Here is a 25,564-nt window from a genome sequence, read left to right as displayed (position 1 = left end):
TTATTTGGCGAGTGCTTTGAGAACCTTGTCGGTAATATCAACGCGGGGATTAAAGTAAACAGCGTCTTGCAAGACGATATCGTATTTTTCTGCTTCTGCAATCTGCTTGACCGCTTTTACAGCACGATCAACCAAAGCTGCAATTTCTTCATTCTTACGCTGGTTAAGATCTTCATTAAAGATTCTTTGTTTGCGTTTGAAATCCTGATCCAGATCAGTCAGCTCACGCTGACGCTTAATACGCTCAGACTCAGTGATCACCGGCGCATCTTTATCTAATTTTTCTGCCATCGATTTCAGACGGGCAGACATATCCTGTAATTCTTTGCCACGTTTGGAAAATTCTTGCTCAATTTTCGCCTCGGCCGCTTTTGCAGGTCCAGACTCACGCATGACACGCTGAGAATCAAAAATGGCAACTTTAGAATCTTGCGCCTGCACTGTGGCAACACTGGCGAAACAGGCTGCGCAAATCATCAGGCGTTGCAGCAATCTGGACGGGGTAATCAATTGACTCAAAATAATCTCCGTAATACGAACTATGACTAACAAAATAGTGGTGCCAAAGTTTCGATCAGAAACCGGTACCCATCTGGAATTGGAAGGATTGCTTCTTATCATCCGGTTTTGCATTTAATGCTTTACCGAAACTCAATTTCAGCGGGCCTACTGGCGATATCCAGCTTATACCGATACCAGCGCCAAAGCGCAAATCACTGGTACGTATTTTTTGACCTTCATCAAATACTTGTCCACCGTCAATGAATGTGAACCAACGCAAGGACTTATCCGCTCCGGGGAAAGGAATCTGTAACTCAATATTGCCCAACAATCGGGTTGCACCGCCCAGAGCGTCACCATTAGGATCTTTAGTTCCTAATGAGGATGGTTCATAACCGCGAACAGAACCGATACCACCTGCATAGAAATTTTTAAACAAAGGATATGGTCTGCCACCTAATCCATGACCATAATCGAATTCACCATTTAACGCCAGCGTGACAGAGCGATAAATTGGCTGGAAGTACTGAGCATTATAAATAGCGCGATAATATTTGAAACTACCTACTGCCGCCAGTTCAAGATTGGCCCGTTGATAACGACCGATCGTTGGAGTCAGGACGCTGTCGCGGCTATCACGTTGCCAGGCTGCTGTTAGCGGGAATGAAGTAGTACTTGCCTGACCTACGCCATAATTAACGCTGGTTGAGTCTTTTGAGCCCGTGCCATAGTCAGCTACATATTTGAGATAACGATATGGACTGCCGTTGTAGGTTTCGACCTTGGTACGTTCTACACCCAGACCAAAAAATATAGTATCAACTTCAGAGAAAGGAACACCAAAACGAACGCTGCCACCAGTTGTCTGTACTTTATAGTCACCAATACTGCCAATGATAGGACGTGTCGTGCGTAGATAGGCATCTACGCTGCGGCTAATGCCATCATCGGTAAAATAAGGATCCGTATGCGACACTGCAATAGTGCGATTCTGACGGCTGGTATTTACATCCAAGCCGATAGTATCACCACTGCCAAACGCATTGGCTTGCTGAATCGAACCAGTCAAGGTTAATTTTTCAGCACTGGAATATCCGGCACCAAACATCAGATTGCCTGTTGGTTTTTCTGTCACTGTCAGATTCACATCAACCTGATCAGTACTGGTAGACACTTCTGGCGTCTCTAATTTGACATCATTGAAATAACTAAGTCGCTCTACGCGGTCACGCGAGGCTTTAATTTTTTCACCGTCATACCAGGAACTTTCAAATTGACGAAACTCACGACGAATCACTTCATCCCGCGTACGTGTGTTGCCGGCAAGATTGATACGACGCACATATACACGCTTACCTGGGTCAACGAACACGGTGAAAGCAACTTCCTTTTTCTCTTTATCGAGGATAGGATTTGCATTCACGTTGGCAAATGCATAGCCAAAATTACCCATGCGCTCGGAAATACGTTTCGTACTTTCGGTCAAACGCGCTGCGTTATATACGTCACCTTTTTTCAGCAACATCAATGCAGCGAGTTCTTGTTCGCGACCGAACATATCACCTTCGAGTTTGATATCGGAAATATTGTATTTATCACCCTCGACCAAATTAATCGTGATGTAGATATCTTTTTTATCTGGAGTAATCGAGATTTGCGTCGACAACACCTGCATTTCCAAATAGCCACGATTCTGATAAAACGACTTCAGCGATTCAATATCACCAGATAATTTCTGTTTTGAGTACTGATCAGCTTTGGTATACCAAGTGAACCAACCTGGCGTTGTCAAACTTAATAACTCGCGTAATTCGCTATCGGAAAAGGCTTTATTACCGATGATATTAATTTGGGCGATTCTGGCGATTTCGCCTTCATCAACTGCGAACGTCACACGCACACGATTCCGTTCAATTGGCGTAATCGTTGTTGTAATCTTCATGCCATATAAACCTTTAGACAAATATTGTCTTTTCAGTTCTTGTTCCGCACGATCAACCGTTGCCTTATCGAAAATCCTCGACTCGCCAATGCCAATATCTTTCAATGCTTTCACCAAAGCATCTTTTTCAAATTCTTTTGTACCTGTAAATTCAACACCAGCGATTGTTGGGCGCTCTTCCAGCAGCACAACCAATACACCGCCCTGTTCTTCAATCTGAACATCCTTGAAAAAACCTGTGGCATACAAAGATTTAATCGCAGTCGTACTCTTAGCGTCGTCGAATATTTCACCAACGCGCACTGGCAGATAACTAAATACGGTTCCCGCTTCGGTTCGCTGCAAACCTTCAACACGAATGTCTTTTACAGTAAACGGTTGAATCGCAAATGCGCTGCCGGAACAAAATGCCAATGCAGCCAGAGCCAAAGTGTGACGACGGAAATTCGGCAAAGTGAAATGCTCAATATGTAATTTCATTGGGTATACAATTCTTTCAATACTCTCAATATTGCTATCTGAAGTGAGTTTTTTGTCATCAAGCCGATTATTATGACATCAGTCTGACGATGTCATTAAAAAATGCTATTGCCATCAGGGTCATCAATAAAGTTACGCCTATTCTTTGGGCAATTTCACCAACCCGCTCTGGCACGCGCTTCCCAGTCAAAACTTCCAGCGAATAATACAACAAATGCCCCCCATCCAGCACTGGAATAGGCAGCAAATTCATTACTCCCAGACTAATACTGATCAAAGCAATGAAGCTGAGATAGCTCACGGCACTGGTTCTGGAAGTTTGTCCCGCGTAATCAGCGATAGTCAAAGGTCCGGTAATATTTTTCAGCGACACATCACCTACGATCATTTTTCCAAGCATTTTCAGACTCATCATGCTGGTATCGAACGTTTTATGCGATGCTTTTACTATTGCATCAAAAAAAGGAGCACTGACAACCTGCATATCAGGTGCCATGGATAACTTTACCTTCAGACGCCCTATTGTTTTTTCATTCACAACATCGGCAACAGGAGTGACATCGACATCGAACGCTTCTTGACCGCGTTTCACCAGTAGTTTCAGTGATTTTCCAGCAGATGCATTAACAATTTCTGTGAACGACAGGGCATCTAATAGCGGGATATGATCGACCTCTAAAATCTGGTCCTGCGCCAGCAGTCCGGCCTTCATCGCTGGACCATCGGCGGCCACCTCCTCCAGAAATGCAGGTGGTCTTGCCAGAGAAAATCCCAATGTACTAAAAAAATCTCCTTCAAGATCTTTGGTCGTTAATTGCTTCAGAGGTAAGCTGATTACACGTTGCTGTAACGCATGTCCATCCTCGCTGGATAAGCGTTGAACGCCTAATTCCACATCGGCCTTGTCTAAGCCCTTTTGCATTAATTTCCAGCGCAAGTCCGACCAGCTTTGAACAGTTTGCTGATCGACAGTTTGTATCAAATCACCCTGTCTTAAACCCACCTGATACGCAATGGAAGTTGATGATGGAACACGGATTTTTGCGACTGGTTCCGAAATGCCATGCATAAAAAGCGCGGCATATAAAATAATTGCCAGCAGAAAATTGGCGAAAGGACCAGCGGCAACAATTACCATCCGCTTCCATGCTGGCTGGCGGCAGAACTCACGCGGCAAATCTTGTTCAGAAATTTGTTCAGACCCTGACTCTCTTATGTCGAGCATTTTGACATATCCTCCGAGAGGCAAAGCCGAGATAGCCCATTCGGTCTTATCTTTCCCCCATTGTCTGGAAAAAATGACTTTCCCCATACCAATAGAAAAGCGCAGAACCTTGACACCGCACCAGCGTGCTGCCAAATAGTGTCCAAATTCATGGATGGTCACCAAAGTGCCCAACGCCACCAAAAAAGCCAATAGGGTTTGAATCAGCATCATGAGGCAATAACCGATCTTGCAATGGAACGCGCCTCAGCATCTGCAGCAAGAATCGCCTCAAGACTATCAACCGGCGACGAACTGAAGGCATCTAAAGTGCGGGCAATGATCTGATCTATCATACGGAAACCTATTTCCCCATCTAAAAACGCTTGGACAGCAACTTCATTACTTGCGTTCAAAATAGTTGGCGCCGATTGCCCTGCATTCAATGCCTGATAGGCAAGTGACAAGCAAGGGAAACGCTTAAAATCAGGTTCTTCGAAGTTAAGCTTTGCTACCTTAATCAAATCCAAAGGGGCGACTCCGGAATCAATCCGTTCCGGATAGGCGAGTCCGTAAGCAATCGGAGTCCGCATATCCGGATTGCCCAATTGTGCCAGTACCGATCCATCATTATAGGAAACCATAGAGTGAATAACACTTTGTGGATGGATCAACACTTCAATATGCTCTGGCGGCATCGCAAATAACCAATGTGCCTCAATGACTTCAAGGCCTTTGTTCATCATTGTTGCAGAGTCAATCGAAATTTTACGCCCCATCACCCAATTAGGATGCGCTATCGCTTCCTCAGGGGTTACTGCTGATAGAGTCGAGATTTCCCGATGTAAAAATGGTCCACCCGAAGCAGTCAGTAAAATACGACGAATGCCATGCGACTGTGGCTGTCCATCATAAGCAGCCGGAAGGCATTGGAAAATCGCATTATGCTCACTGTCTATCGGCAAAATAGAGGCTCCGCTGGAGCGTATTGCATCCATAAACAAGGCGCCGGACATGACTAGCGCTTCCTTATTGGCCAGCAACACTTTTTTCCCGGCGCGAGCCGCAGCAAGCGAAGGCGGCAAGCCGGCAGCGCCAACAATCGCAGCCATTACGCTGTCGCACTCATTGGCACTGGCAACCTGACACAAAGCTTCAGCGCCGTGTAAGACCTGTACCTGGCTCAGTTTTCTTTCTCGCAACAACAAAGATAGTACATCGGCCGCTTCAGCGGAACCAACCACCGCTATTTGCGGGAAAAATCGAGAACATTGCTCTGCCAGTTTTTCGATCTGACTATGCGCCGTTAACGCGAAAATCTCATATCGATCTGGGTGGCGCGCAACCACATCCAAAGTAGAGACGCCTATCGATCCAGTCGCTCCAAGAATACAAAGTCGCTGCTTTTTCAACATACTCATTAACGCCAGAGATCTAAAAGTGCAGCCAGTGGCAACACAGGAATAAGTGCATCGATCCGATCCAGTACACCACCATGACCAGGCAACAGATTACTACTGTCTTTCATATCAACACGACGTTTCAAACAGGATTCGAATAGATCACCAACCACACTGGCCGCGCTCAGTATGGTCATGACGGCGACAAATATCAGAACGCCTTTACGCTCAAGTATTTGTGCTGCAAATGTATTTTGAAGAACGTCAACATAAGTTGATGCATAAGACAGCAATAACACCGCCAGCCACCCGCCGATAGCGCCTTCCCAAGATTTCCCAGGAGAAATGGCAGGAGCCAACTTGTGTTTTCCAAATGCTTTACCAGCAAAATAGGCACCTATATCTGCCACCCAGACTATCGCCATCACTGATAGCAACAACAGTGGTGATGACTGAAATAAAACAGCAATCGCTACAAAGCAACCAAAAATAGTAATCCCGTACAGCGCACTCAGCAAACCATTAGAGAAACTGGTCACATCCGGCAGTCCACGGTAAAGCATGGGTACCAGTCGAAATAACCAGAAGGCGCAGCAAAGGGCAAATAAAAGCGGAGATGAAAAATTATTCAGATGCAATAGTAAGTAGGCAAAAAATACTGTCCACAAACCAGCCATGAATAAGGGGGCCGGCTTTTTAAATAAGCGCTGACACTCCCATATCGCCGCACCAAAAAATAATAAAACAACGACAGAAAATGCATAAAAATTTGCTGAATAAAGCACGGGCAATAAAATTGCCAGTAATATCAGCGCCGTGATCACACGCGTTTTTAGCATCGACAGCTCTCTTATTGTGATGATGGCCCGGCGACCTGAGCACTGGTACGGCCAAAACGACGCTCTCTCGCCTGATAGGACTGAATGGCGACATCCAGCGCTGCAGCATCAAAGTCCGGCCAAAAAGTTTCTGTAAAATAAAATTCACTATAGGCAAGTTGCCATAGCAAAAAATTAGAAATCCGCGTCTCACCACCAGTGCGTATGAACAAATCCGGCTCAGGAGCATAGGCCATCGACAAATACTGACTCAGATCGTCTTCGGATATTTCGCCATTAGTATTTCGCTTGGCATTCAGCTGATTGACTGCCTGAATAATATCCCAGCGACCACCGTAATTGGCACAGATAGAAACTGTCAGGCCAGTATTATTTGCAGTTTTGGCCTCAGCAATCTGAATCATTTTTTGCAACTGAGAATCAAAACGCGATAAATCACCAACGACTTTCAGGCGGATATTATTTGCATGCATCCTCGCCACCTCTTTTTCCAAAGCGGAGACGAAAAGACGCATCAGCAACGATACCTCGTCGGCAGGACGCCGCCAGTTCTCGGAGCTGAATGCAAATAAGGTCAAAAAGGAGATGCCACGATCTACGCAAGCCTCAACAATGCCCCGGACTGCCTCAACACCTTTGACGTGCCCAGCAACACGAGGCAAAAACCGCTTGGTTGCCCAGCGGCCATTGCCGTCCATGATAATCGCAACGTGCTTAGGAATAGCTCCGGTGGATGGTACTGCTTTAGTAGAGCTGATATGGGTCATGTAGATCCAGAGAGGATGATAAATTCAGCACAAACTAAACAGTCAGCACTTCTTTTTCTTTTTCGCCCAAGAGTTTATCCACTTCGGCAACAAATTTATCGGTCAGTTTCTGAATATCATCCTGCGCGCGACGCTCATCATCTTCAGAACACTCTTTGTCTTTGAGTAATTTCTTCAGGGACTCGTTTGCATCGCGACGAATATTACGAACAGCGATTTTCGCACCTTCGCCCTCTGTTTTCACGAGCTTCACCATTTCTTTACGACGCTCTTCTGTCAATGGCGGTGTTGGAACACGGATCATTTCTCCCTGACTGGAAGGATTCAGGCCAAGATCAGAGTCACGGATCGCCTTTTCAATCGCATTCAACATTTTCTTTTCCCAAGGTTGAACACCGATCGTGCGTGCATCGATCAATGTTACATTGGCCACCTGGGTGATATTCGTGGGAGATCCATAATAATCTACCATCACATGATCAAGAATACCTGTGTGCGCACGGCCTGTGCGCACTTTGGATAAATCAGCTTTTAAAGTCTCAATCGACTTTTGCATTCTCTGGTCTGTATTTTTTCTAATCTCTGCAACACTCATACTGCTCTCCTGTCCATCCTGATCAAGATATCAACCATATTCATTTTGATCAGATAAATTCAATATTTACAAAACGCTGGATTATACGTGTACTAACGTGCCCTCGTCAGCCCCCATAATCACGCTTTTTAATGCACCAGGCTTTGTGATGGAAAAAACCTTGATTGGCAATTTTTGATCTCGGCACAAAGCAAAAGCCGTGGCATCCATCACTTGCAAATGACGGGCAATTGCCTCATCAAAAGAAATTGTACTGTAACGCGTTGCTGCTGGATCCTTTTTAGGATCGGCAGTGTAGACACCATCAACCTTTGTCGCCTTCAGTACAATCTGTGCGCCAATTTCTGAGCCACGCAATGCCGCAGCTGTGTCCGTGGTAAAGAAGGGATTGCCGGTGCCAGCAGCAAATACGACAACCTTCCCTTCTTCTAAATATTGCAAAGCTTTCGGACGAACGTAAGGCTCAACCACTTGATCAATTGCAATCGCGGACATGACGCGAGCGGTCAGCCCGACTTGACGCATAGCATCTGCCAACGCCAGTGAATTCATCACTGTCGCCAACATACCCATGTAGTCAGCGGTAGCACGATCCATCCCCTGCGCTCCAGGAGCAACGCCACGGAAAATGTTGCCACCACCAATAACAATGGCCAACTCAACTCCCATACGGGAGATTTCAGCGACATCAGCCACCATACGATCAATAGTGGCGCGGTTAATGCCAAATGGATCATCGCCCATTAAGGCTTCGCCAGATAGCTTCAAGAGTACTCGTTTGTAAGCTGGTGTGGTCACGACAGGACTCCTTCTGGATAATGATTTAAACTATAAAACGACTCAATACTATTTGCACTAAACACAGCATGACAATCAATCAGATCATTCACTGCAAATAAAACTGTAAGAAATACCGACAGAATCCAAATCAAAATAACTGCGATATCAGAATTTAAAATCAGAACATTTAAATTCATCCAACAAGAAAAATGCTGCACTTAAAAAAACGGGCCTTTCGGCCCGTTTTGTCTTTGCCTGATTACGCTTGTTTTGCTGCAGCAACCTGCGCTGCAACTTCTGCTGCGAAATCATCCACTTTCTTTTCAATGCCTTCACCAACAACAAACATTGTGAACGCTTTTACTGAAGCATTAGCTGCCTTCAGCATTTGCTCAACTGTTTGCTTGTCATTTTTTACGAAAGGCTGATTAAACAGAGAAACTTCTTTCAGGAACTTCTGAACAGAGCCTTCTACCATTTTTTCTACGATATCTGCTGGCTTGCCGGACTCAGCAGCTTTCTGAGACGCAACCGAACGCTCTTTTTCGATCAATTCAGCAGGAACTTGTTCTGTAGACAAAGACACTGGCTTCATTGCAGCAATATGCATCGCCACATCTTTACCAACTTGCTCATCAGCACCATCAAATTCAACAACAACACCAATGCGTGTGCCGTGGAGGTATGAGGTCAATTTAGCTGGTGTTTCGAAACGAACGAAACGGCGAATAGACATGTTTTCACCGATTTTACCGACCAGAGCAGCACGAACTTCTTCTACTGTTTTGCCATCCAGTGGCAATGCGCCCAAAGCGGCTACGTCAGCAGGATTATGTTCTGCCACCAACTTAACGCATGTGTTTGCCAATGCGATGAAGTCATCATTTTTTGTAACGAAGTCAGTTTCGCAGTTAACTTCGAGCAACGCACCAACATTACCAGAAATGTAAGAAGCAACAACGCCCTCTGCTGTCACGCGAGAAGATGCTTTTGACGCTTTACTACCCAATTTCACACGCAGAATTTCTTCCGCACGATCCATATCACCATCAGCTTCCGTCAAAGCTTTTTTGCATTCCATCATCGGCGCATCTGTCTTTGCGCGCAAAGCACCAACCATCGCTGCTGTAATCGCCGCCATGTCATTCTCCTATGTCAATAGTGTCATTGAGACACTGATCATCAAAATTTTGTTTAAAAAAAGGGGCTAACGACTGTTGCCCCATTTTTAGTTTCAGATCACTTTTGGCAAGCCGAAACTGCATGCCAGAACAGCAATTATGCTTGTTCTACTTCCACAAAATCATCAGCACCTGGTTTTACAGCTTCCAGAACTTCGTTTACTGCGTTTGCACGGCCTTCGAGAATTGCATCAGCAACACCGCGAGCGTACAAAGAAATTGCTTTGGAAGAATCATCATTACCAGGAATGATGTAAGCAACGCCTTCAGGGGAGTGATTAGTATCAACTACACCAATAACTGGGATACCCAATTTTGCAGCTTCAGTAATCGCACCTTTGTGATAACCAACGTCAACTACGAAAATTGCGTCAGGGATGCCGCCCATATCTTTAATGCCGCCGATAGATTTTTGCAGCTTAATCATTTCGCGCTGGAACATCAAAGCTTCTTTTTTGGACAATTTTTCAACAGAGCCGTCTTCGATGGAAGCTTCCATGTCTTTCAGACGCTTGATCGATGTTTTGACTGTTTTGAAGTTAGTCAACATACCGCCCAACCAGCGCTGATCAACGAAAGGCATACCTGCACGCTGAGCTTCAGCAGCAATAATGTCGCGCGACTGACGCTTTGTACCAACCAGCAACACTGTGCCGCGATTGGAGGACAATTGACGGATGTACTTCATTGCATCCTGATACATCGCCAGTGTTTTTTCCAGATTGACGATATGAATTTTATTGCGATGGCCGAAAATATACGGTGCCATTTTTGGATTCCAAAAACGGGTTTGGTGACCAAAGTGCACACCAGCTTCCAGCATTTCACGCATTGTTACAGACATAATAACTCCAGGGTTAGGTCTTGAATTCAGCCAGTGATCTTCCTGAAACCTCAGGCAGACACCCTTTTCGACCAAATTCGATTAATAGAATTTAAAATTAACTTGCTATCAAAAAGCACATAAACACAAGCTAACCATCTATTCTACTACGAAAATGCCCCACCCCTCAAGTCCCAATGAGTCAGGCACTACAGGAAAGGCTGTACTAGACTATAATTCTGTCTTGGCTACACCCTCTAAATTTCATGCGCGCCACTCTTGTAGCGCGCTTTGATCAAGAACAAAGAAAAAAGTATGGAATCCATCGTTATAAAAACACCGGAAGATATCGCCGGTATGCGCATTGCCGGAAAACTGGCCTCCGAAGTCCTTGACTACATCACGCCATTTGTCAAAGTCGGCGTAACAACAGGCGAACTGGACAGACTCTGCCATGAGTACATGGTGAATGTACAAGGCACTATTCCTGCACCATTAAATTATTGCCCTCCTGGCTACACACCATATCCAAAAGCCATCTGCACGTCGGTAAATGATGTCATCTGCCATGGCATTCCTGGCGACAAAGTGCTTAAGAGTGGCGATTCCGTCAATCTTGATATCACAGTAATCAAAGATGGCTACCATGGCGATACCAGTCGTATGTTTTTGGTTGGCGATGCCTCCATTCTGAGCAAGCGACTGAATGAAGTTACATATGAATGCATGTGGCTGGGTATTTCCAAAATCAAACCAGGTGCGCACCTTGGCGATATTGGTCATGTGATTCAGCAATATGCCGAAAAAGCTGGCTATAGCGTAGTACGTGAGTTTTGCGGACATGGTATTGGTAAAGTTTTTCATGAGTTACCTCAGGTGATGCATTACGGCAAACCAGGCACCATGGAAAAACTGGAAGCCGGAATGATTTTTACAGTGGAGCCCATGATTAACGCGGGGCGTCGTGAAATTCGCGAAATGGGTGATGGCTGGACCATTAAAACCAAAGACCGCAGCCTGTCAGCGCAGTGGGAACATACAGTACTGGTGACTGAGACTGGTTATGAAATATTGACCCTGTCAGCAGGCTACCCTCCTATCCCCGATTACATTACTGTTCCTCCAGAATTCGCTAAAAAATAATGGCAACAATGGCATTACCAGCGCTCGCATTCAAAGAAGAGTTAAAGACTGCTCAGGCAGCAGTTCTGCAATCATTCAAGGAAAATCACAAGTCTGATGTCTTGCTGAAGGATTTGTGTCGTCATGTCGACCAAGTATTAGCAAAAATCTGGAAGCATTTCGATTTACCAAAAGAATCGGCGCTTATTGCCGTTGGTGGTTATGGAAGGGGGGAGCTATTCCCCTATTCTGATGTCGATGTATTGATACTGCTGCACGAGCGTCCAGATGCGATTTTCAAGGAAAAGCTGGAAAGCCTGGTGCAATTATTCTGGGATATCGGGCTCGATATAGGACACAGCATCCGAACCATTGATGAATGTCTGGACGAATCTGCAGCCGACATCACAGTGCAGACAAGCCTCTTAGAAGCTCGCTGGATCACTGGTAGCCGCAAATTATTCAAAGAATTGCAGCAACGCTACTCAGAAAACATGAATCCGCAAAAATTTTTCCAGGAAAAGCTTCTGGAATTACAGCAGCGTCATGTGAAATATGAAGATACACCCTACAGCCTCGAACCCAATTGCAAGGAAAGTCCCGGTGGTTTGCGCGATTTACAAGTGATTTTATGGGTATCCAAAGCAGCGGGATTGGGAAATTCGTGGAAAGAATTGGCGAGTCGCGGGCTGATCACCGATACAGAAGCACGACAACTAAATCGCAATGAACGAGCGTTCAAGGATATTCGCATCCGCTTGCATCTGCATGCTGGCCGACGCGAAGATCGTCTGATTTTTGATTTGCAAACACCAATTGCAGAAACCTTTGGTTTCAAGACGACAGAATCACGTCGCGCCAGCGAATATCTGATGCAGCGCTATTACTGGGCCGCGAAAGCAGTCACGCAATTAAATACAATTTTATTGCAAAACATTGAAGCACATCTTTTCCCGCAGCCATCAGTTCCCCGTCCACTCAATGAGCACTTTAATGAGGTGAACGGATTCATTGATATCGCCAGGGATGACACGTTTGAATCATCGCCGTCGAGCTTATTAGAAGTGTTTTTAATCCTCGCAAAACATACCGAATTAAAGGGAATGACTGCCAGGACCTTACGCGCACTCTGGCATGCACGATTATTGATGGATGCCGAGTTCCGGCATGACATTTATAACCGGTCTTTGTTTTTGCAGATCATACAAGCACCACAAGGCATTACCCACGCTTTGCGGCGCATGAATCAGATGAGTATCCTCGGACGCTATCTGCCAAATTTCAGGCGCATTATCGGACAAATGCAGCACGATTTGTTTCACGCTTACACAGTCGATCAGCATATCCTGATGGTTGTGCGCAACCTACGGCGCTTTACCATGCCGGAGCATGCGCATGAGTACCCTTTTTGCAGTCAGCTCATGGCAAATTTTATTCAGCCGTGGGTTTTATACATTGCAGCATTGTTTCACGACATCGCGAAAGGCCGTGGCGGCGACCATTCCGTGCTTGGAATGGCGGATGCGAAAAAGTTTTGTTACGATCACGGCCTATCGCGTGCGAATACGGAACTGATTGTTTTTCTGGTCAAGAACCATTTGACGATGTCGCATGTCGCACAAAAACAGGATTTATCTGATCCTGATGTCATCCAGCACTTTGCCGAGCTGGTGAAAGATGAACGTCATCTGACCGCACTCTATTTGCTCACGGTGTCCGATATCCGCGGCACCAGCCCTAAAGTCTGGAATGCGTGGAAAGGTAAATTACTGGAAGACCTGTATCGCATGACATTGCGCGTACTCGGTGGCGAAGCGCCATCCAAAGATCGTGAATTAAAAAACCGTCAGGAGCAGGCTCAAAAAACGCTGCGATTGTATGGACTGGCACCGGATGCGCATGAAAAATTATGGCAACAACTGGATGTTGCCTATTTTTTACGCCACGATGCGTCTGATATTGCATGGCAAACACGGGCTTTACACGATAAATTAGACAGTAAAACACCTGTAGTCAAATGCCGTCTGTCCCCGATTGGCGAAGGCCTTCAAATTACTGTGTATGTGAAAGATCAGCCCGACTTATTTGCGCGTATCTGCAATTATTTTGATGGTAAGAATTTCGGCATTCTGGATGCCAAAATTCATACGACGAACAATGACTATGCGCTCGATACTTTCCTGGTCATTGAGCCTGCATTTGCGAATAATTACCGTGACATTATCAGCCTGATAGAGCACGAATTGACTGAGGTGCTGACGTTGCAAACACCTTTGTCGCCGCCAAATCGCGGCCGTTTGTCGAGGTTGTCGCGCACGTTCCCGATTGCACCCAGTGTGGATTTACGACCGGATGATCGCGGTCAGTATTATCTCTTGTCTATTTCAGCCAATGACAGAAATGGTTTGCTCTACGCGATTGCCACGATACTGACCAAATACAAGATTAATCTGCATACCGCCAAGATCATGACGCTCGGTGAGCGTGTCGAAGATGTCTTTATTGTTGACGGTGCAGCACTGCAAGGGGCGCGCAGCCAGATTCAATTCGAGACAGATTTATTGGATGCCATGCGCGTATAACTTCAACGCAGATCTTACTTTTAAACATATGCCGGATGCACTGCTTCCGGCTTTCCATTTTTATACACCATGACTGAATTAGTACGACTCTCAAAACGCATGTCTGAGCTTGGACTCTGCTCCCGTCGCGAGGCTGATGAATGGATTGCTCGCGGCTGGGTGCGGGTTGATGGCAAGATTGTTGCCGAACTGGGCAGTAAGGTATTGCCACATCAACGTGTATCTGTAGAGCGCCAGGCAGCGGCAGAACAATCAAAACGAGTGACCATCCTGATCAATAAGCCTGTTGGCTACGTCAGCGGACAAGCAGAAGACGGCTACACGCCCGCCGTTGCACTGATTAAACCCGAAAACCGCTGGCCTGAAGACAATATTGATACCCAGTTTCATCCAACACAATTGCGCAGCCTGGTTCCTGCAGGTCGCCTGGATATTGATTCGGTAGGTTTGCTGGTATTAACGCAAGATGGTCGGGTTGCCAAGCATCTCATTGGTGAAACGACGGTGGTAGAAAAAGAATATCTGGTCAGGGTTGCCTATTCCAAACCCGGACGTCTGCCAGACGCGGATTTGAGACGACTGAATCATGGCCTGAGTCTTGACGGCAAAAAATTACTGCCCGCCAAAGTCAGCTGGCAAAATGAAGATCAATTGAATTTTATTTTGCGTGAAGGCAAAAAACGCCAGATTCGCCGCATGTGCGAAATGGTCGGATTGACAGTACTCGGTTTAAAACGGGTCAGAATTGGCAAAGTGAAACTGGGTAAATTACCAGAGGGCCAATGGCGCTACCTGCGTGAAGACGAGCAGTTCTGACCTATTACGACATCATTATTCAGCCAGATAAAGCTGGGCACCAAACCCCAAATACGGATACTCCCCTGTCATTTCAACCAAAACCTGCTGAAATCCGCAGAAAATAAGGCATGAAAATAGTTACTCAGGGGAGTATTAAATCAGGTGTTTTATTACTCGCAGCCACGCTTGCAACATACATCAATCGTCATCAGCAGGATCTAATTCCGGAAACAGGATTTCAGTAAAACCAAACTTCGTCATATCCTGAATCCGCATAGGGTACAAAACACCATTCAGATGGTCGCACTCATGTTGAACAACCCGCGCATGAAAACCATCAACATCACGATGGATTTTAGTGCCAAACTGATCAAACCCCTCGTAGCGCAAGGCACTCCAGCGCGGAACTAGTCCACGCATTCCGGGCACCGACAAACAGCCTTCCCAGGCATCATCCTTTGCTTCCGACAACGGCGTGAGAACTGGATTGATAAGCACCGTTTCCGGCACGACCGGCGCATCCGGATATCGCGGATTTGACTTAAATCCAAAAATCACCAATTGCAGGTTAATACCAATCTGAGGTGCAGCCAGTCCAGCACCATTCGCTGCCACCATGGTTTCAAACATATCTGCAATTAACTGGTGCAACTCGGGCGTATCAAATGCCTTTACCTGCTCTGCCACTCTCAACAACCGAGAATCGCCCATCTTGAGAATAGGATGAATCATGTTTTTCCTTTCTGCCATAAGCACGGAGCGGACTTCATATCAAAAGCTGATCAGCAATCGCTGATGCGTCGCCCACACCAAATCTGTACTTGCGAACGCATCAAACTGCGACAGCCACTGATCACTGAACTGAAGCGGATCGCGCTGAACGCATCAGTCCGATCCGGTTGAATGTAACGCTTTCGTGATTGCTCGGTAATCGTCTCTCGCTTACTTAATTAATCGCAAAAATTCAGCAAATTCTTCACCTGTTTCCTTGTGCTTCAGACCCAGAGCGACACTAGCTTTGAGATAGCCCAGTTTGGAGCCGCAATCATAGCGAGTTGCCGCTGGACGGTACGCGTAAACAGGAAAGTCCTTAAGCATGGCAGCAATGCCATCGGTTAATTGAATTTCTCCTCCGGAGCCTTTGCCCAGATTTTCAAGATAAGAGAAAATTCTGCCGGACAAAATGTAACGACCAACAACTGCCAGTGTCGACGGTGCGACTTCTGGCATCGGCTTTTCTACGATGCCATGCATTTTTTCCAAACGATCTTTATATGCCGTGCCACTGACGATACCGTATTGACGCGTGAACTCACGTGGCACATCCTGAACCGCCACGATACTGCCGCCTTCCTGTTCGTATTGGCGGACCATTTGCGCCATAACAGAAGGGTAACCTTCATCTGCATCCATCAGATCATCTGCCAGCAAGACTGCAAACGGATCGTCGCCGATCACAGAACGTGCGCACAACACCGCATGCCCCAGACCCAAGGCCGCTTGTTGCCGGATAAAAATACAATTAATATTTTTGGGAATCACGTTTCTGACTAAATCCAGCAATGCTTGTTTACCAGCTGCTTCGAGTTCACTTTCTAACTCATACGCTTTGTCGAAATGGTCTTCAATCGCTCGCTTATTACGTCCGGTGATGAACACCATTTCGGTAATTCCTGCTTCCACTGCCTCCTCGACCGCATACTGAATCAAAGGCTTATCAACGATAGGCAGCATTTCTTTTGGCTGCGCTTTCGTTGCCGGCAAAAAACGACTGCCCAAGCCAGCAACAGGGAATACGGCTTTTTTAATTTTTCTCATTTCATTTCCTGGAACAAAGTTGAAGTAAATCTGTTTCTGTCAAAATGGTAATGCCTAATTCTTGCGCCTTGATGAATTTACTGCCAGCTTCATCACCGGCGACCACATAACTGGTTTTTTTAGAAACTGAACCTGCGACCTTGCCGCCCTCTTTTTCAATTATGGCAGCTGCCTGATCGCGGCTCAGCGTCGGCAAGGTCCCGGTTAATACAAAAGTTTTTCCTGAAAAAATGCCTTCTTCTGCCTGCGCCGGGAGAATTTCCAGTAATTCCTGTCGCAGACTGCCGATCCGCAATAATTGTTCTTGATGTTGAGGAGCAATTAACCAAGCCAATAATGCAGCATGCACATCGGCTGGCAGTCCCAGCTGGACAAATCCCTCTGTGTTCAGTTGTGTCAGTGCAGACAAAGTCACGCCCCGGTCTTGCAGTTGTCTGCAGCGTATTGCACTGAGTTTAGGAATCGCCAATGCTGCGAGCAAATTTGCCACCTCCAGGCGTTCACGCAATTTTGCACTCGGCGCATGCTCGTCTCTCACTGTTACATTGGCATGCAACAAATCATCAAGTGCCTGTTGATTTTTTGGTTCTGCAAAAAAATCAGCAATGGCCTCGGCCACAGTGGCACCAATATCAGGCAGGATACGGAACAGTGCAACCGGGGCTCGGCGTATGATCGCCAGACTTCCCAGCCAATCGGCCAGTGTTTTTGCTGTTGATTCACCAACGTGCCGGATACCCAGCGCAAACAAAAAACGGTCTAGTGAAGGTTGCTTACTTGCCGCAATAGCTGCAATGAGATTTTCAGCCCATTTTGTCGCAATTTTTCCTTGCTGCACCGTCTCTGGTATCGCACCATCACGCTCATCTGCACGCTGCTTCATATCAAGCAGATCATCCAGCGTCAGGGTATAGAGATCGGCGATACCGCGAACATAATCAAGTTCTACCAGATTATCGATATAGCTCTCGCCCAGACCCTCGATATCCATCATTCTGCGACCAGAAAAATGGCGTATGGCTTCCTTGCGTTGCGCAGAGCAAAATAGTCCACCGGAACAACGGGCTATCGCCTCACCTTCTTCACGCACGACATGCGAACCACAAACCGGGCAGGTCTTTTGTAATTCAAATATGGCGGGAACAGGATCAGGCCTGCGCTCGAGAACCACAGAAACAATCTCCGGAATTACATCCCCTGCACGTCTGACAATGACAGTATCCCCAATACGGACATCTTTGCGCTTCACTTCATCTTCATTGTGCAATGTGGCATTCGTGATCGTCACCCCACCCACAAATACAGGCGCCAGTCTGGCGACCGGCGTCAAGGCACCGGTTCGTCCAACCTGAATATCAATTCCCAATACAAGTGTTGTTGCTTCTTCTGCCGGAAACTTATGTGCAATCGCGAAACGTGGAGCGCGCGAGACAAAACCTAATTCCTGTTGTTGCTGAAACTGATTCACCTTATAAACCACGCCATCAATATCGTAAGCAAGGCTTTGGCGAATACTCGCTACATGCTGGTAAAAATCAAGCAACCCCTGTGCACCAGCAACCACGGCGCGATCGTGGCACACCGGCAGAGACATCGAAGCATACCAGTCCATTAATGCCGAATGAGATGCTGGCATTGCAGCTCCCTCCAGCGCACCGATGCCATACGCAAAAAAACGCAAACTACGCTGAGCGGTAATTTTGGAATCCAGTTGTCGCAAACTGCCGGCAGCCGCATTGCGCGGATTGGCAAATTCTTTGGCATTCGCATCGCGCTGGCGCTGATTCAGACGACTGAAATCGGCCTTGAACATCAATACCTCGCCGCGAACATCAAGAATCGCCGGTGGGTGTGAAGTATTCAGACGCAAAGGAATGCTGCGAATGGTACGGATATTTTCCGTCACATCTTCACCGGTAAAACCATCACCGCGCGTGGCTGCCTGCGTGAAAACACCATCAACATAACGTAAATTAATCGCAAGACCATCAAATTTCAGATCAATGGCGTATTCAATTTCCTCATTCACATTCAATCCTTCGCGTACGCGACGATCAAATGCGATCACATCCTCATCTACAAAGCCGTTATTCAATGAGAGCATAGGCACTGCATGCTGAACCTGCCCAAATTCAGGCAGCGGAGCGCCGCCAACACGTAATGTTGGCGAGTCTGCGGTTTTTAATTCAGGATGATCTTGCTCAATGGCTTGTAGCTCAAGAAAGAGCTTGTCGTACTCAGCATCAGGAATCACTGGCTGATCGAGTACGTAATATGCATGAGCGTGACGTTCTAATTCCGTGCGCAAGAAGTTGGCACGATCACTGAGAGTTGTCACACGATCTGGTGCGACATCCTCTCCAAATAAATCATTTTGCATGCGGTTTCACATTTAGCTGAACAAGCGTTGTGCACGCATGGAGCCGGCAGGTACCTGAGCTTCTGCCATTGCCGCATAAAACTCATTCACCTGACCACCGATTTCATCGAGGGCCTCTTTAGAAATAGGATGGTTGCCATCATCAACAACGGTACCACTAAGCCGGGTTGCCAGTGATTTTGCACAAGCAGCCATGGCCCCAAAACCATCACGAGACGGTGCGACACACGGCACATCAAGCAACAAAGTCAGACGCGCAGTGATTGTTTCGCTGACACCGACATTTGTTGAAAGGGTAAATAAACTGCCACCGTCGCCATCGGGCATCATCAACCGACCATCAGGGCGTTGATCAAATCCCATTTTTTCCAGTGCAGCCAACAAAGTATTCAGCGCCCACGGAGCGCCATTCGCAGCCACATTAACGCTTAATTGCGCGTCATGTTCTGCAACAAACTCATGCAAACCTTTAGCGTTGAGCATGACTTTATTCATGTCGGGAATATCAGGATGCGCATTCAGGTTATCCGCAATCGCCCGCAACTTCATAATGAATTCTGAATATTCCAACTCAGTCAAAGGACCACTGCGACTCACCAACTGAATACCTGCAAATAAATTGGTATAAGCGCCACCAACGGCGATGACATCGCGTGCGCCATTTGTACTTTGCCCGATGAAATGCACCGGCTTTTTACCAACATATTTCAGTGAAGCGATTTCCGTCAGAATTTTTTCACCACGAACTGGCGCATCAAACTCCATAGGAATAACACAATCAATCAATTCGTCAACTGGCAATTCTTTCTCAGGTTCTGCTGACTCAGGCGCTTGCGACGATGGCACTGATGCTGTGGATAATTCGTCGGGTGCATCAAGCGTTGGCTCCTGCAACCCATGAGTGATTTCAGCATCTGGTTCGGCTGGATTGCCAACATCTGCAGGATGCTCCACCTTCCGGGCAGGTGTGACAGGCACATTCACAGTATCAGGAGTGGCATCAAGAACAGGTTCATGACGATCACTGATATCCAGCGGAATATCCGGATTGAGCAATACATCGTCGTGCCCGTCGGCAAAGGCGTTTTCGACGGACTTCTTGGCTTTGTATTCTTGCCATTTATTAAAAATGACAACGCCAACCACTAATGTGCCACCAATGGCTAATAAACTTATTTGTAGATCTGTCATGCTGCTTGAACCTCAGTAGCCAAGTTGACGGCAGACTCCATGTCCACCGCAACAATTCGTGAAACCCCCTGCTCTTGCATGGTGACACCAATTAACTGCTGTGCCATTTCCATTGCAATTTTGTTGTGGGAGATAAATAAAAATTGGGTATTCGTTGACATACGCTTCACCATATTACAGAAACGTTCTGTGTTTGAATCATCCAGAGGCGCATCAACCTCATCCAGCAAACAAAATGGTGCCGGATTTAATTGAAACATAGAAAATACCAAGGCAGTCGCCGTCAGCGCCTTTTCTCCGCCGGATAATAAATGGATTGTTGCATTTTTCTTTCCAGGCGGCTGAGCCATCACCTGAACACCGGAATCCAGAATCTCGTCGCCGGTCATAATTAACTTTGCCTGACCGCCGCCAAACAAGATCGGGAATAACTCTGCAAAATGATGGTTCACTTTATCAAACGTGTCTTGTAACAGTTCCCGGGTCTCAATGTCTATCTTATGGATAGCATCTTGCAAGGTGGTGATTGCTTCAGTCAGATCGGCATGCTGTGCATCAAGGAAAGTTTTACGTTCTTTGGCCTGCGCCAGTTCATCCAAAGCGGCCATGTTGACGGCCCCCAGTGCGGTAATCGCGTTGCCGAGTCGGGTCACTTCCCCTTGCAAGTAAGACGGCTTGAGATCGTCATGCAATTTTTCTGCGAGTTTTGTTTCATCAACATCAAAATTGCGTAACTGCTCGGCATATTGCTCCTGGCTCAACCGAGCCGCCTGCTCTTTGAGTTGCAACTCAACGATCCGATCTCGCTGTGGCTGCAAACTACGTTCCACCTGAGACTTAGTATCTTCATGCTGTCTTAATTGCTGTGATAACTGGTCTAATTCATGCCGTGCATCTGCCAACGCACGCTCTTGATCACTGCGGCGATCCAGCAAGTCTTGCAATCCGGCATGCGCTGCCTGATCGTTCATGGCTTCCAACTCTAACTGGCCTTGTTGCATGCTGTCGGATAATTGCAGAGCCTGTTCAGACGCCGTCAGAATATTACGACGTAACTCCTCCATCTTGTTGCGATGTGATTTTTCAGAAAATGCTGCTTCTTGCGCCGCCAGTTCAACATCGCGTAAATGTTGTCGTGCTTCCTGTAATTGCTGCTCTTGTTGCAGATAATAGGTTTGCCCATTCTCGTGCGCTTCTTGTAACTCGGCGAGCTCAATATCCAGCACTTCAAATTTCTGTTCGGACTCTTCCCTGATTTGTTGCTGTTCGCTTTCCTGTGCGGCGATTTCCGCAAGATCGGCACTGATCTGTGTACTGCGCTGATTAAAGCGTTCCTGTACCTCCGCCAGTTTCATGTAGTCGATTTGCAGGCTGTGTGTTGTTTGCGTCAAAGACGCAATTCGTTGACGCAATTCCTGCAACTGCTGATTTGCCTGAGCATACAGCGCTTCTGCACGAACAGAGCGATTCTTCGCCTCATCTGCCAGAAACTGCTTGGCACGACATTGTTTTCCGGTATTTTCAATTTCTTGCTGGCGCGCCAGAACACCATCCTGCTCAGAGTCTGACGCGTAAAACCGTACGCTTGACCGGGAAATAATGTGACCCTGGCGAGTAATAAAGCATCCACCTGCTGGCAGTTTCATCCTGTCCATAAACGCTGATGTCACGTCTTCTGCAACATAGGCCTGATGCAACCAATCCTGCATCAGGCTGCGCACACCCGCATCGTTTAATTGCAGTAACTGAATAAATGGTTTCAGTCCGGCGACAACCGGAGCCTGCTCAGCCATAATCTGTGGGCTGTACACCGCCAGTTTGGCTGGGGGAGTATCGTTAAAAAAAGCCTTCGCCCAATCAAGATTAGACATTTCGAGAGCAACCGTCCGTTCACGCAATAGCGATTCCAGCGCAGTTTCCCAGCCTGTTTCGATCTGTATTTTTTGCCAGAGTTTAGGCAAGCCGCCTAACTCATGCTTTTCCAGCCAAGGCTGGACTTTGCCCTGAGTTTGTACCTTTTCTTGTAATTGTTTCAGCGCCAATAAACGAGCTTCGAGCTGCGCCAATTCAGCGGCGTCCTGATTGACTTGCAGCTGGGCTTGTTTGCGCTCTTCTTCCAGCACAGGCAATCGCTCCTGAGCCTCTTCGAGCTGCATGTTGCATTCTTCTAGAATCTGTTTTTTCTCTTCGAGCTGAAAAGACAAATTATCCAGATGACTGGAATCCGGCAAAGCGAGGCCATGTTTTTCCTGCTGCAAGCGTTCTTTACGTGCAATCAGGGTATTGAGAATATTAGAGGCATTGCGCTGATGAGCAGATTCCAGTTCAATCTGCTGTTGCATCTGCATGATTTTTGCGCGGGACTCGGTTGTTTTGGCTTGCGAATCACGCCAAAGTTGTTCCATGGCAGGTAATTTTTCTTGTTGCTGATGAGCAAACTCTGCTGCCTGCTCAGTACGCATGGCAAGTTCTTCGACCTGGATTTCTGCTTCGGACAATTCGTCTTGTTGCTGCTGACTTTGTCTTTGCCATTGCTCACGCTGTGCTGTCAGTGTGTGCAACTGTGCCTGCAAGCGACTCCGTGACTCAATCACAAACTTGATTTGCGCTTCCAGACTGCCAATCTCTGTATTCGTCTGATACAAATGCCCCTGAGCCTGATGCATACGGTCACCCACTGCATAATGTGCCTGACGCATTTGCTCAAGCTCAAGCTCTACGTGACGCAATTTGGCAGTTTGTTCTTCCAGATCCAGTTGCGTTTTTTCAATCTCCGCGAAATATCGCTGCTGTTCATTGGAGGCTTCTTTTTTTCGAAGAAGCCATAATAATTTTTGCTTTTCTTCCTGATCAGCCTGAAGTTCGTGAAATTTATTCGCGACAAGCGCCTGCGCTTCGAGCTTTTCGAGATTGTTATTCAGTTCACGCAGAATATCATCCACGCGAACCAGATTTTCATGGGTGTCGTGGATGCGGTTTTCAGTTTCACGACGGCGCTCTTTATAGCGAGAAACACCGGCTGCTTCTTCCAGAAAAATCCGCAATTCTTCAGGGCGAGCTTCAATAATGCGGGAAATCATTCCCTGGCCAATAATGGCGTAAGCACGCGGCCCCAAGCCTGTACCAAGGAAAATATCTTGAATGTCACGCCGCCGAACCGGCTGACCATTGATGTAGTAAGTGGAGGTGCCGTCGCGCGTCAGCGTGCGCTTAACAGCTATTTCACCGTATTGACTCCATTGTCCTGCAGCTTTACCAAGACTGTTATCAAAAATGAGTTCAACAGAAGATCGTCCAGCGGGTTTGCGATGTGTTGAACCATTAAAAATAACGTCTTGCATGGATTCCCCACGCAACTCAGAGGCTTTGGATTCGCCCAGCACCCAGCGCACCGCATCGATGATATTGGATTTGCCGCAGCCATTTGGTCCGACGACACCCACCAGCTGTCCCGGAACCTGAAAATGAGTGGGATCAACAAAAGATTTAAATCCCGACAATTTAATAGAAGTTAATCGCACTTTATATAATTTTATTATCTTTTGCAGTTAAATTTAGCGTTAATTCCTCGCTACGCAGCAAAAAGTTGCCGATCTTACTTACCACGGCTGCATCATACCATCTGAAACCGCATTTTTACATGCCAGACTTATGAAGTAATTAATGATAATTTGCTATAAGCAAACCTTCATTATTCATCGGAATCTACGTTAAAAAGGGAATTTAATGATCAAAATTCGCCCATTGTCTTCGATGAGCTTGAGTGACAGCTATAATGCTGAAAAGTAAAAAATTGATTCCCGTACTCGCCAAAAACACAGCACAGAATACGTGGAACATTGTCCTGGCACCTTGTGCGTGCCACGACTGACCAACGCAAACATTGACCAAGAACATGACATTCAACCCATTTCTGAGCAAGCTTCAGCCCTATCCATTCGAAAAACTGAAGCAACTATTCGCCAACATAACCCCCAACCCTGATTACAAAGCCATTAGTCTTGGTATCGGTGAACCCAAACACCCTACTCCCGCCTTCATCAGAGAAGCGATCAGCGCCAATCTGGACGGGCTTGCAGGGTATCCGGCGACCGCAGGCTCTGAATCTTTGCGTAAGGCAATTTCGGGCTGGCTTTCACGACGCTATTCCATTCCAGCACCTGACGCAGCAACACAGATATTGCCCGTCAATGGATCACGTGAAGCCTTGTTCGCACTGGCGCAAACCATTATTAATCCGCTAGAGTGTATTGATGGTAAGCCGCTGATCCTCTGCCCTAATCCGTTCTATCAGATTTACGAAGGCGCTGCGTATTTATCCGGTGCAGAACCTTACTTCGCCAATGCCGATCCAGCGAGAAACTTTGCTCCTGATTACAAAAGCGTACCGGAGGCGATCTGGAAGCGAGTGCAACTTTTGTATATTTGTTCGCCCGGCAATCCGACAGGTGCCGTTCTGACGATGGACGACTGGAAGGAATTATTTGCATTATCAGACCGCTATGGTTTTGTTATTGCGGCAGATGAATGCTATTCAGAAATATATTTCAAAGAAGAAGCGCCACTCGGAAGCCTGCAGGCTGCGCGGGCATTAGGGCGTAACAACTATGAAAGGTTGATTACCTTATCGAGCTTATCGAAGCGCTCCAATGTTCCTGGGATGCGTTCGGGTTTTGTTGCTGGTGATGCAGAAATTATTAAACAATTCCTGCTGTACCGCACCTATCATGGCAGCGCCATGTGCCCGACTATACAAGCCGCCTCTGTGCTGGCATGGAACGACGAAAGCCATGTAATCGAAAACCGGGATAAATATATTAAAAAATTCGCGCAAGTGACCCCTTTACTAGAGAAAGTATTGGATGTCAGTTTGCCGGATGCAGCATTTTACTTATGGGCGCGGGTCGATCAACACCACGCCATCACCGATACAGAATTCGCGAGAAGGCTCTACGAGGAATATAATGTAACGGTATTACCTGGCAGCTATCTGGCGCGTGAAGCTCATGGTATTAATCCTGGACAGAACCGGATACGCATGGCGCTGGTCGCCGAAGTCGAAGAATGTATGGAAGCAGCTCAGCGCATAGTCGCCTTCTGCAACAAACTCTCCGCATAATTTTTGTTTTTATCTTGACCCAATTTACATAAAGAAAATTGA

Annotated in this window: 19 protein-coding genes; 4 read left to right on the top strand and 15 right to left on the bottom strand. The window is 46.7% G+C overall.

The features are described from left to right. From ACO0LB_RS07490 to rpsB, 10 genes are all read right to left on the bottom strand, one after another. Nucleotides 1-522 carry an OmpH family outer membrane protein gene (locus tag ACO0LB_RS07490; RefSeq protein ID WP_423048083.1) on the bottom strand — a complete coding sequence of 174 codons (522 nt, stop codon included), beginning with the start codon at nt 520-522 and terminating at the stop codon, nt 1-3. Between the two features lie 52 nt (nt 523-574). Next, nucleotides 575-2,923, bottom strand: coding sequence for an outer membrane protein assembly factor BamA (bamA, locus tag ACO0LB_RS07485; RefSeq protein WP_423048039.1), 2,349 nt, complete (start codon nt 2,921-2,923; stop codon nt 575-577). Nucleotides 2,924-2,993: 70 nt separating this feature from the next. Continuing rightward, nucleotides 2,994-4,361 (bottom strand): RIP metalloprotease RseP, encoded by a 1,368-nt coding sequence (gene rseP / locus ACO0LB_RS07480; RefSeq protein ID WP_423048037.1) that lies wholly within the window; start codon nt 4,359-4,361, stop codon nt 2,994-2,996. Continuing rightward, nucleotides 4,358-5,548 (bottom strand): 1-deoxy-D-xylulose-5-phosphate reductoisomerase, encoded by a 1,191-nt coding sequence (gene ispC / locus ACO0LB_RS07475; RefSeq protein ID WP_423048035.1) that lies wholly within the window; start codon nt 5,546-5,548, stop codon nt 4,358-4,360. The genes rseP and ispC overlap by 4 nt, the downstream gene beginning before the upstream one ends. Beyond that, entirely contained in the window at nt 5,548-6,366 is an 819-nt protein-coding gene (locus ACO0LB_RS07470; RefSeq protein WP_423048033.1) for a phosphatidate cytidylyltransferase, read from the bottom strand. Before ACO0LB_RS07470 ends, ispC begins: the two co-directional genes overlap by 1 nt. A gap of 11 nt (nt 6,367-6,377) precedes the next feature. Further along, a complete protein-coding gene (locus ACO0LB_RS07465) occupies nt 6,378-7,133 on the bottom strand; it encodes an isoprenyl transferase (protein WP_423048031.1) in 756 nt (251 codons plus the stop codon). A gap of 34 nt (nt 7,134-7,167) precedes the next feature. Continuing rightward, nucleotides 7,168-7,728, bottom strand: coding sequence for a ribosome recycling factor (gene frr / locus ACO0LB_RS07460; RefSeq protein ID WP_423048029.1), 561 nt, complete (start codon nt 7,726-7,728; stop codon nt 7,168-7,170). An 81-nt stretch (nt 7,729-7,809) separates the two neighbouring features. Continuing rightward, the gene (gene pyrH / locus ACO0LB_RS07455) at nt 7,810-8,526 is read right to left on the bottom strand and encodes a UMP kinase (protein ID WP_423048027.1); all 717 of its coding nucleotides are present in this window, start codon (nt 8,524-8,526) and stop codon (nt 7,810-7,812) included. 241 nt (nt 8,527-8,767) lie between these two features. Then, nucleotides 8,768-9,649: a translation elongation factor Ts gene (tsf, locus tag ACO0LB_RS07450; protein ID WP_423048025.1), complete on the bottom strand. Its 882-nt coding sequence runs from the start codon at nt 9,647-9,649 to the stop codon at nt 8,768-8,770. 137 nt (nt 9,650-9,786) lie between these two features. Further along, nucleotides 9,787-10,533, bottom strand: coding sequence for a 30S ribosomal protein S2 (rpsB, locus tag ACO0LB_RS07445; RefSeq protein WP_423048023.1), 747 nt, complete (start codon nt 10,531-10,533; stop codon nt 9,787-9,789). 273 nt (nt 10,534-10,806) lie between these two features. Between rpsB and map the strand changes: the two genes are divergently transcribed. The 3 genes from map to ACO0LB_RS07430 all read left to right on the top strand — a co-directional run bounded on the left by map (nt 10,807) and on the right by ACO0LB_RS07430 (nt 15,032). Then, nucleotides 10,807-11,655: a type I methionyl aminopeptidase gene (gene map, locus ACO0LB_RS07440; RefSeq protein WP_423048081.1), complete on the top strand. Its 849-nt coding sequence runs from the start codon at nt 10,807-10,809 to the stop codon at nt 11,653-11,655. Next, nucleotides 11,655-14,216, top strand: coding sequence for a [protein-PII] uridylyltransferase (locus ACO0LB_RS07435; protein ID WP_423048021.1), 2,562 nt, complete (start codon nt 11,655-11,657; stop codon nt 14,214-14,216). The genes map and ACO0LB_RS07435 overlap by 1 nt, the downstream gene beginning before the upstream one ends. A 69-nt stretch (nt 14,217-14,285) precedes the next feature. Continuing rightward, complete coding sequence (locus ACO0LB_RS07430; protein ID WP_423048019.1) at nt 14,286-15,032, top strand: pseudouridine synthase; 747 nt, start codon at nt 14,286-14,288, stop codon at nt 15,030-15,032. 180 nt (nt 15,033-15,212) lie between these two features. Here ACO0LB_RS07430 and def read toward each other — a convergent pair whose 3' ends face one another. The 5 genes from def to smc form a co-directional block, all read right to left on the bottom strand. Next, nucleotides 15,213-15,746, bottom strand: a complete 534-nt coding sequence (gene def / locus ACO0LB_RS07425; protein WP_423048017.1) for a peptide deformylase — start codon at nt 15,744-15,746, stop codon at nt 15,213-15,215. Between the two features lie 210 nt (nt 15,747-15,956). After that, nucleotides 15,957-16,832 carry a UTP--glucose-1-phosphate uridylyltransferase GalU gene (gene galU / locus ACO0LB_RS07420; protein ID WP_423048015.1) on the bottom strand — a complete coding sequence of 292 codons (876 nt, stop codon included), beginning with the start codon at nt 16,830-16,832 and terminating at the stop codon, nt 15,957-15,959. A gap of 1 nt (nt 16,833) precedes the next feature. Continuing rightward, nucleotides 16,834-19,212 carry an NAD-dependent DNA ligase LigA gene (gene ligA / locus ACO0LB_RS07415; protein WP_423048013.1) on the bottom strand — a complete coding sequence of 793 codons (2,379 nt, stop codon included), beginning with the start codon at nt 19,210-19,212 and terminating at the stop codon, nt 16,834-16,836. A gap of 12 nt (nt 19,213-19,224) precedes the next feature. Then, nucleotides 19,225-20,403 (bottom strand): cell division protein ZipA C-terminal FtsZ-binding domain-containing protein, encoded by a 1,179-nt coding sequence (locus ACO0LB_RS07410; RefSeq protein WP_423048011.1) that lies wholly within the window; start codon nt 20,401-20,403, stop codon nt 19,225-19,227. Continuing rightward, the gene (gene smc / locus ACO0LB_RS07405; protein ID WP_423048009.1) at nt 20,400-23,924 is read right to left on the bottom strand and encodes a chromosome segregation protein SMC; all 3,525 of its coding nucleotides are present in this window, start codon (nt 23,922-23,924) and stop codon (nt 20,400-20,402) included. The genes ACO0LB_RS07410 and smc overlap by 4 nt, the downstream gene beginning before the upstream one ends. A 374-nt stretch (nt 23,925-24,298) precedes the next feature. Between smc and dapC the strand changes: the two genes are divergently transcribed. Beyond that, complete coding sequence (gene dapC / locus ACO0LB_RS07400) at nt 24,299-25,522, top strand: succinyldiaminopimelate transaminase (RefSeq protein ID WP_423048007.1); 1,224 nt, start codon at nt 24,299-24,301, stop codon at nt 25,520-25,522. The last annotated feature ends 42 nt before the right edge of the window (nt 25,523-25,564 follow it).

It is taken from the genome of Undibacterium sp. SXout7W, assembly GCF_049339385.1.
Taxonomy (GTDB): Bacteria; Pseudomonadota; Gammaproteobacteria; order Burkholderiales; family Burkholderiaceae_D; genus Undibacterium.
The sequence above is the reverse complement of the archived record's forward strand: the minus strand, read 5'-3'. Positions and strand labels throughout refer to the sequence as shown.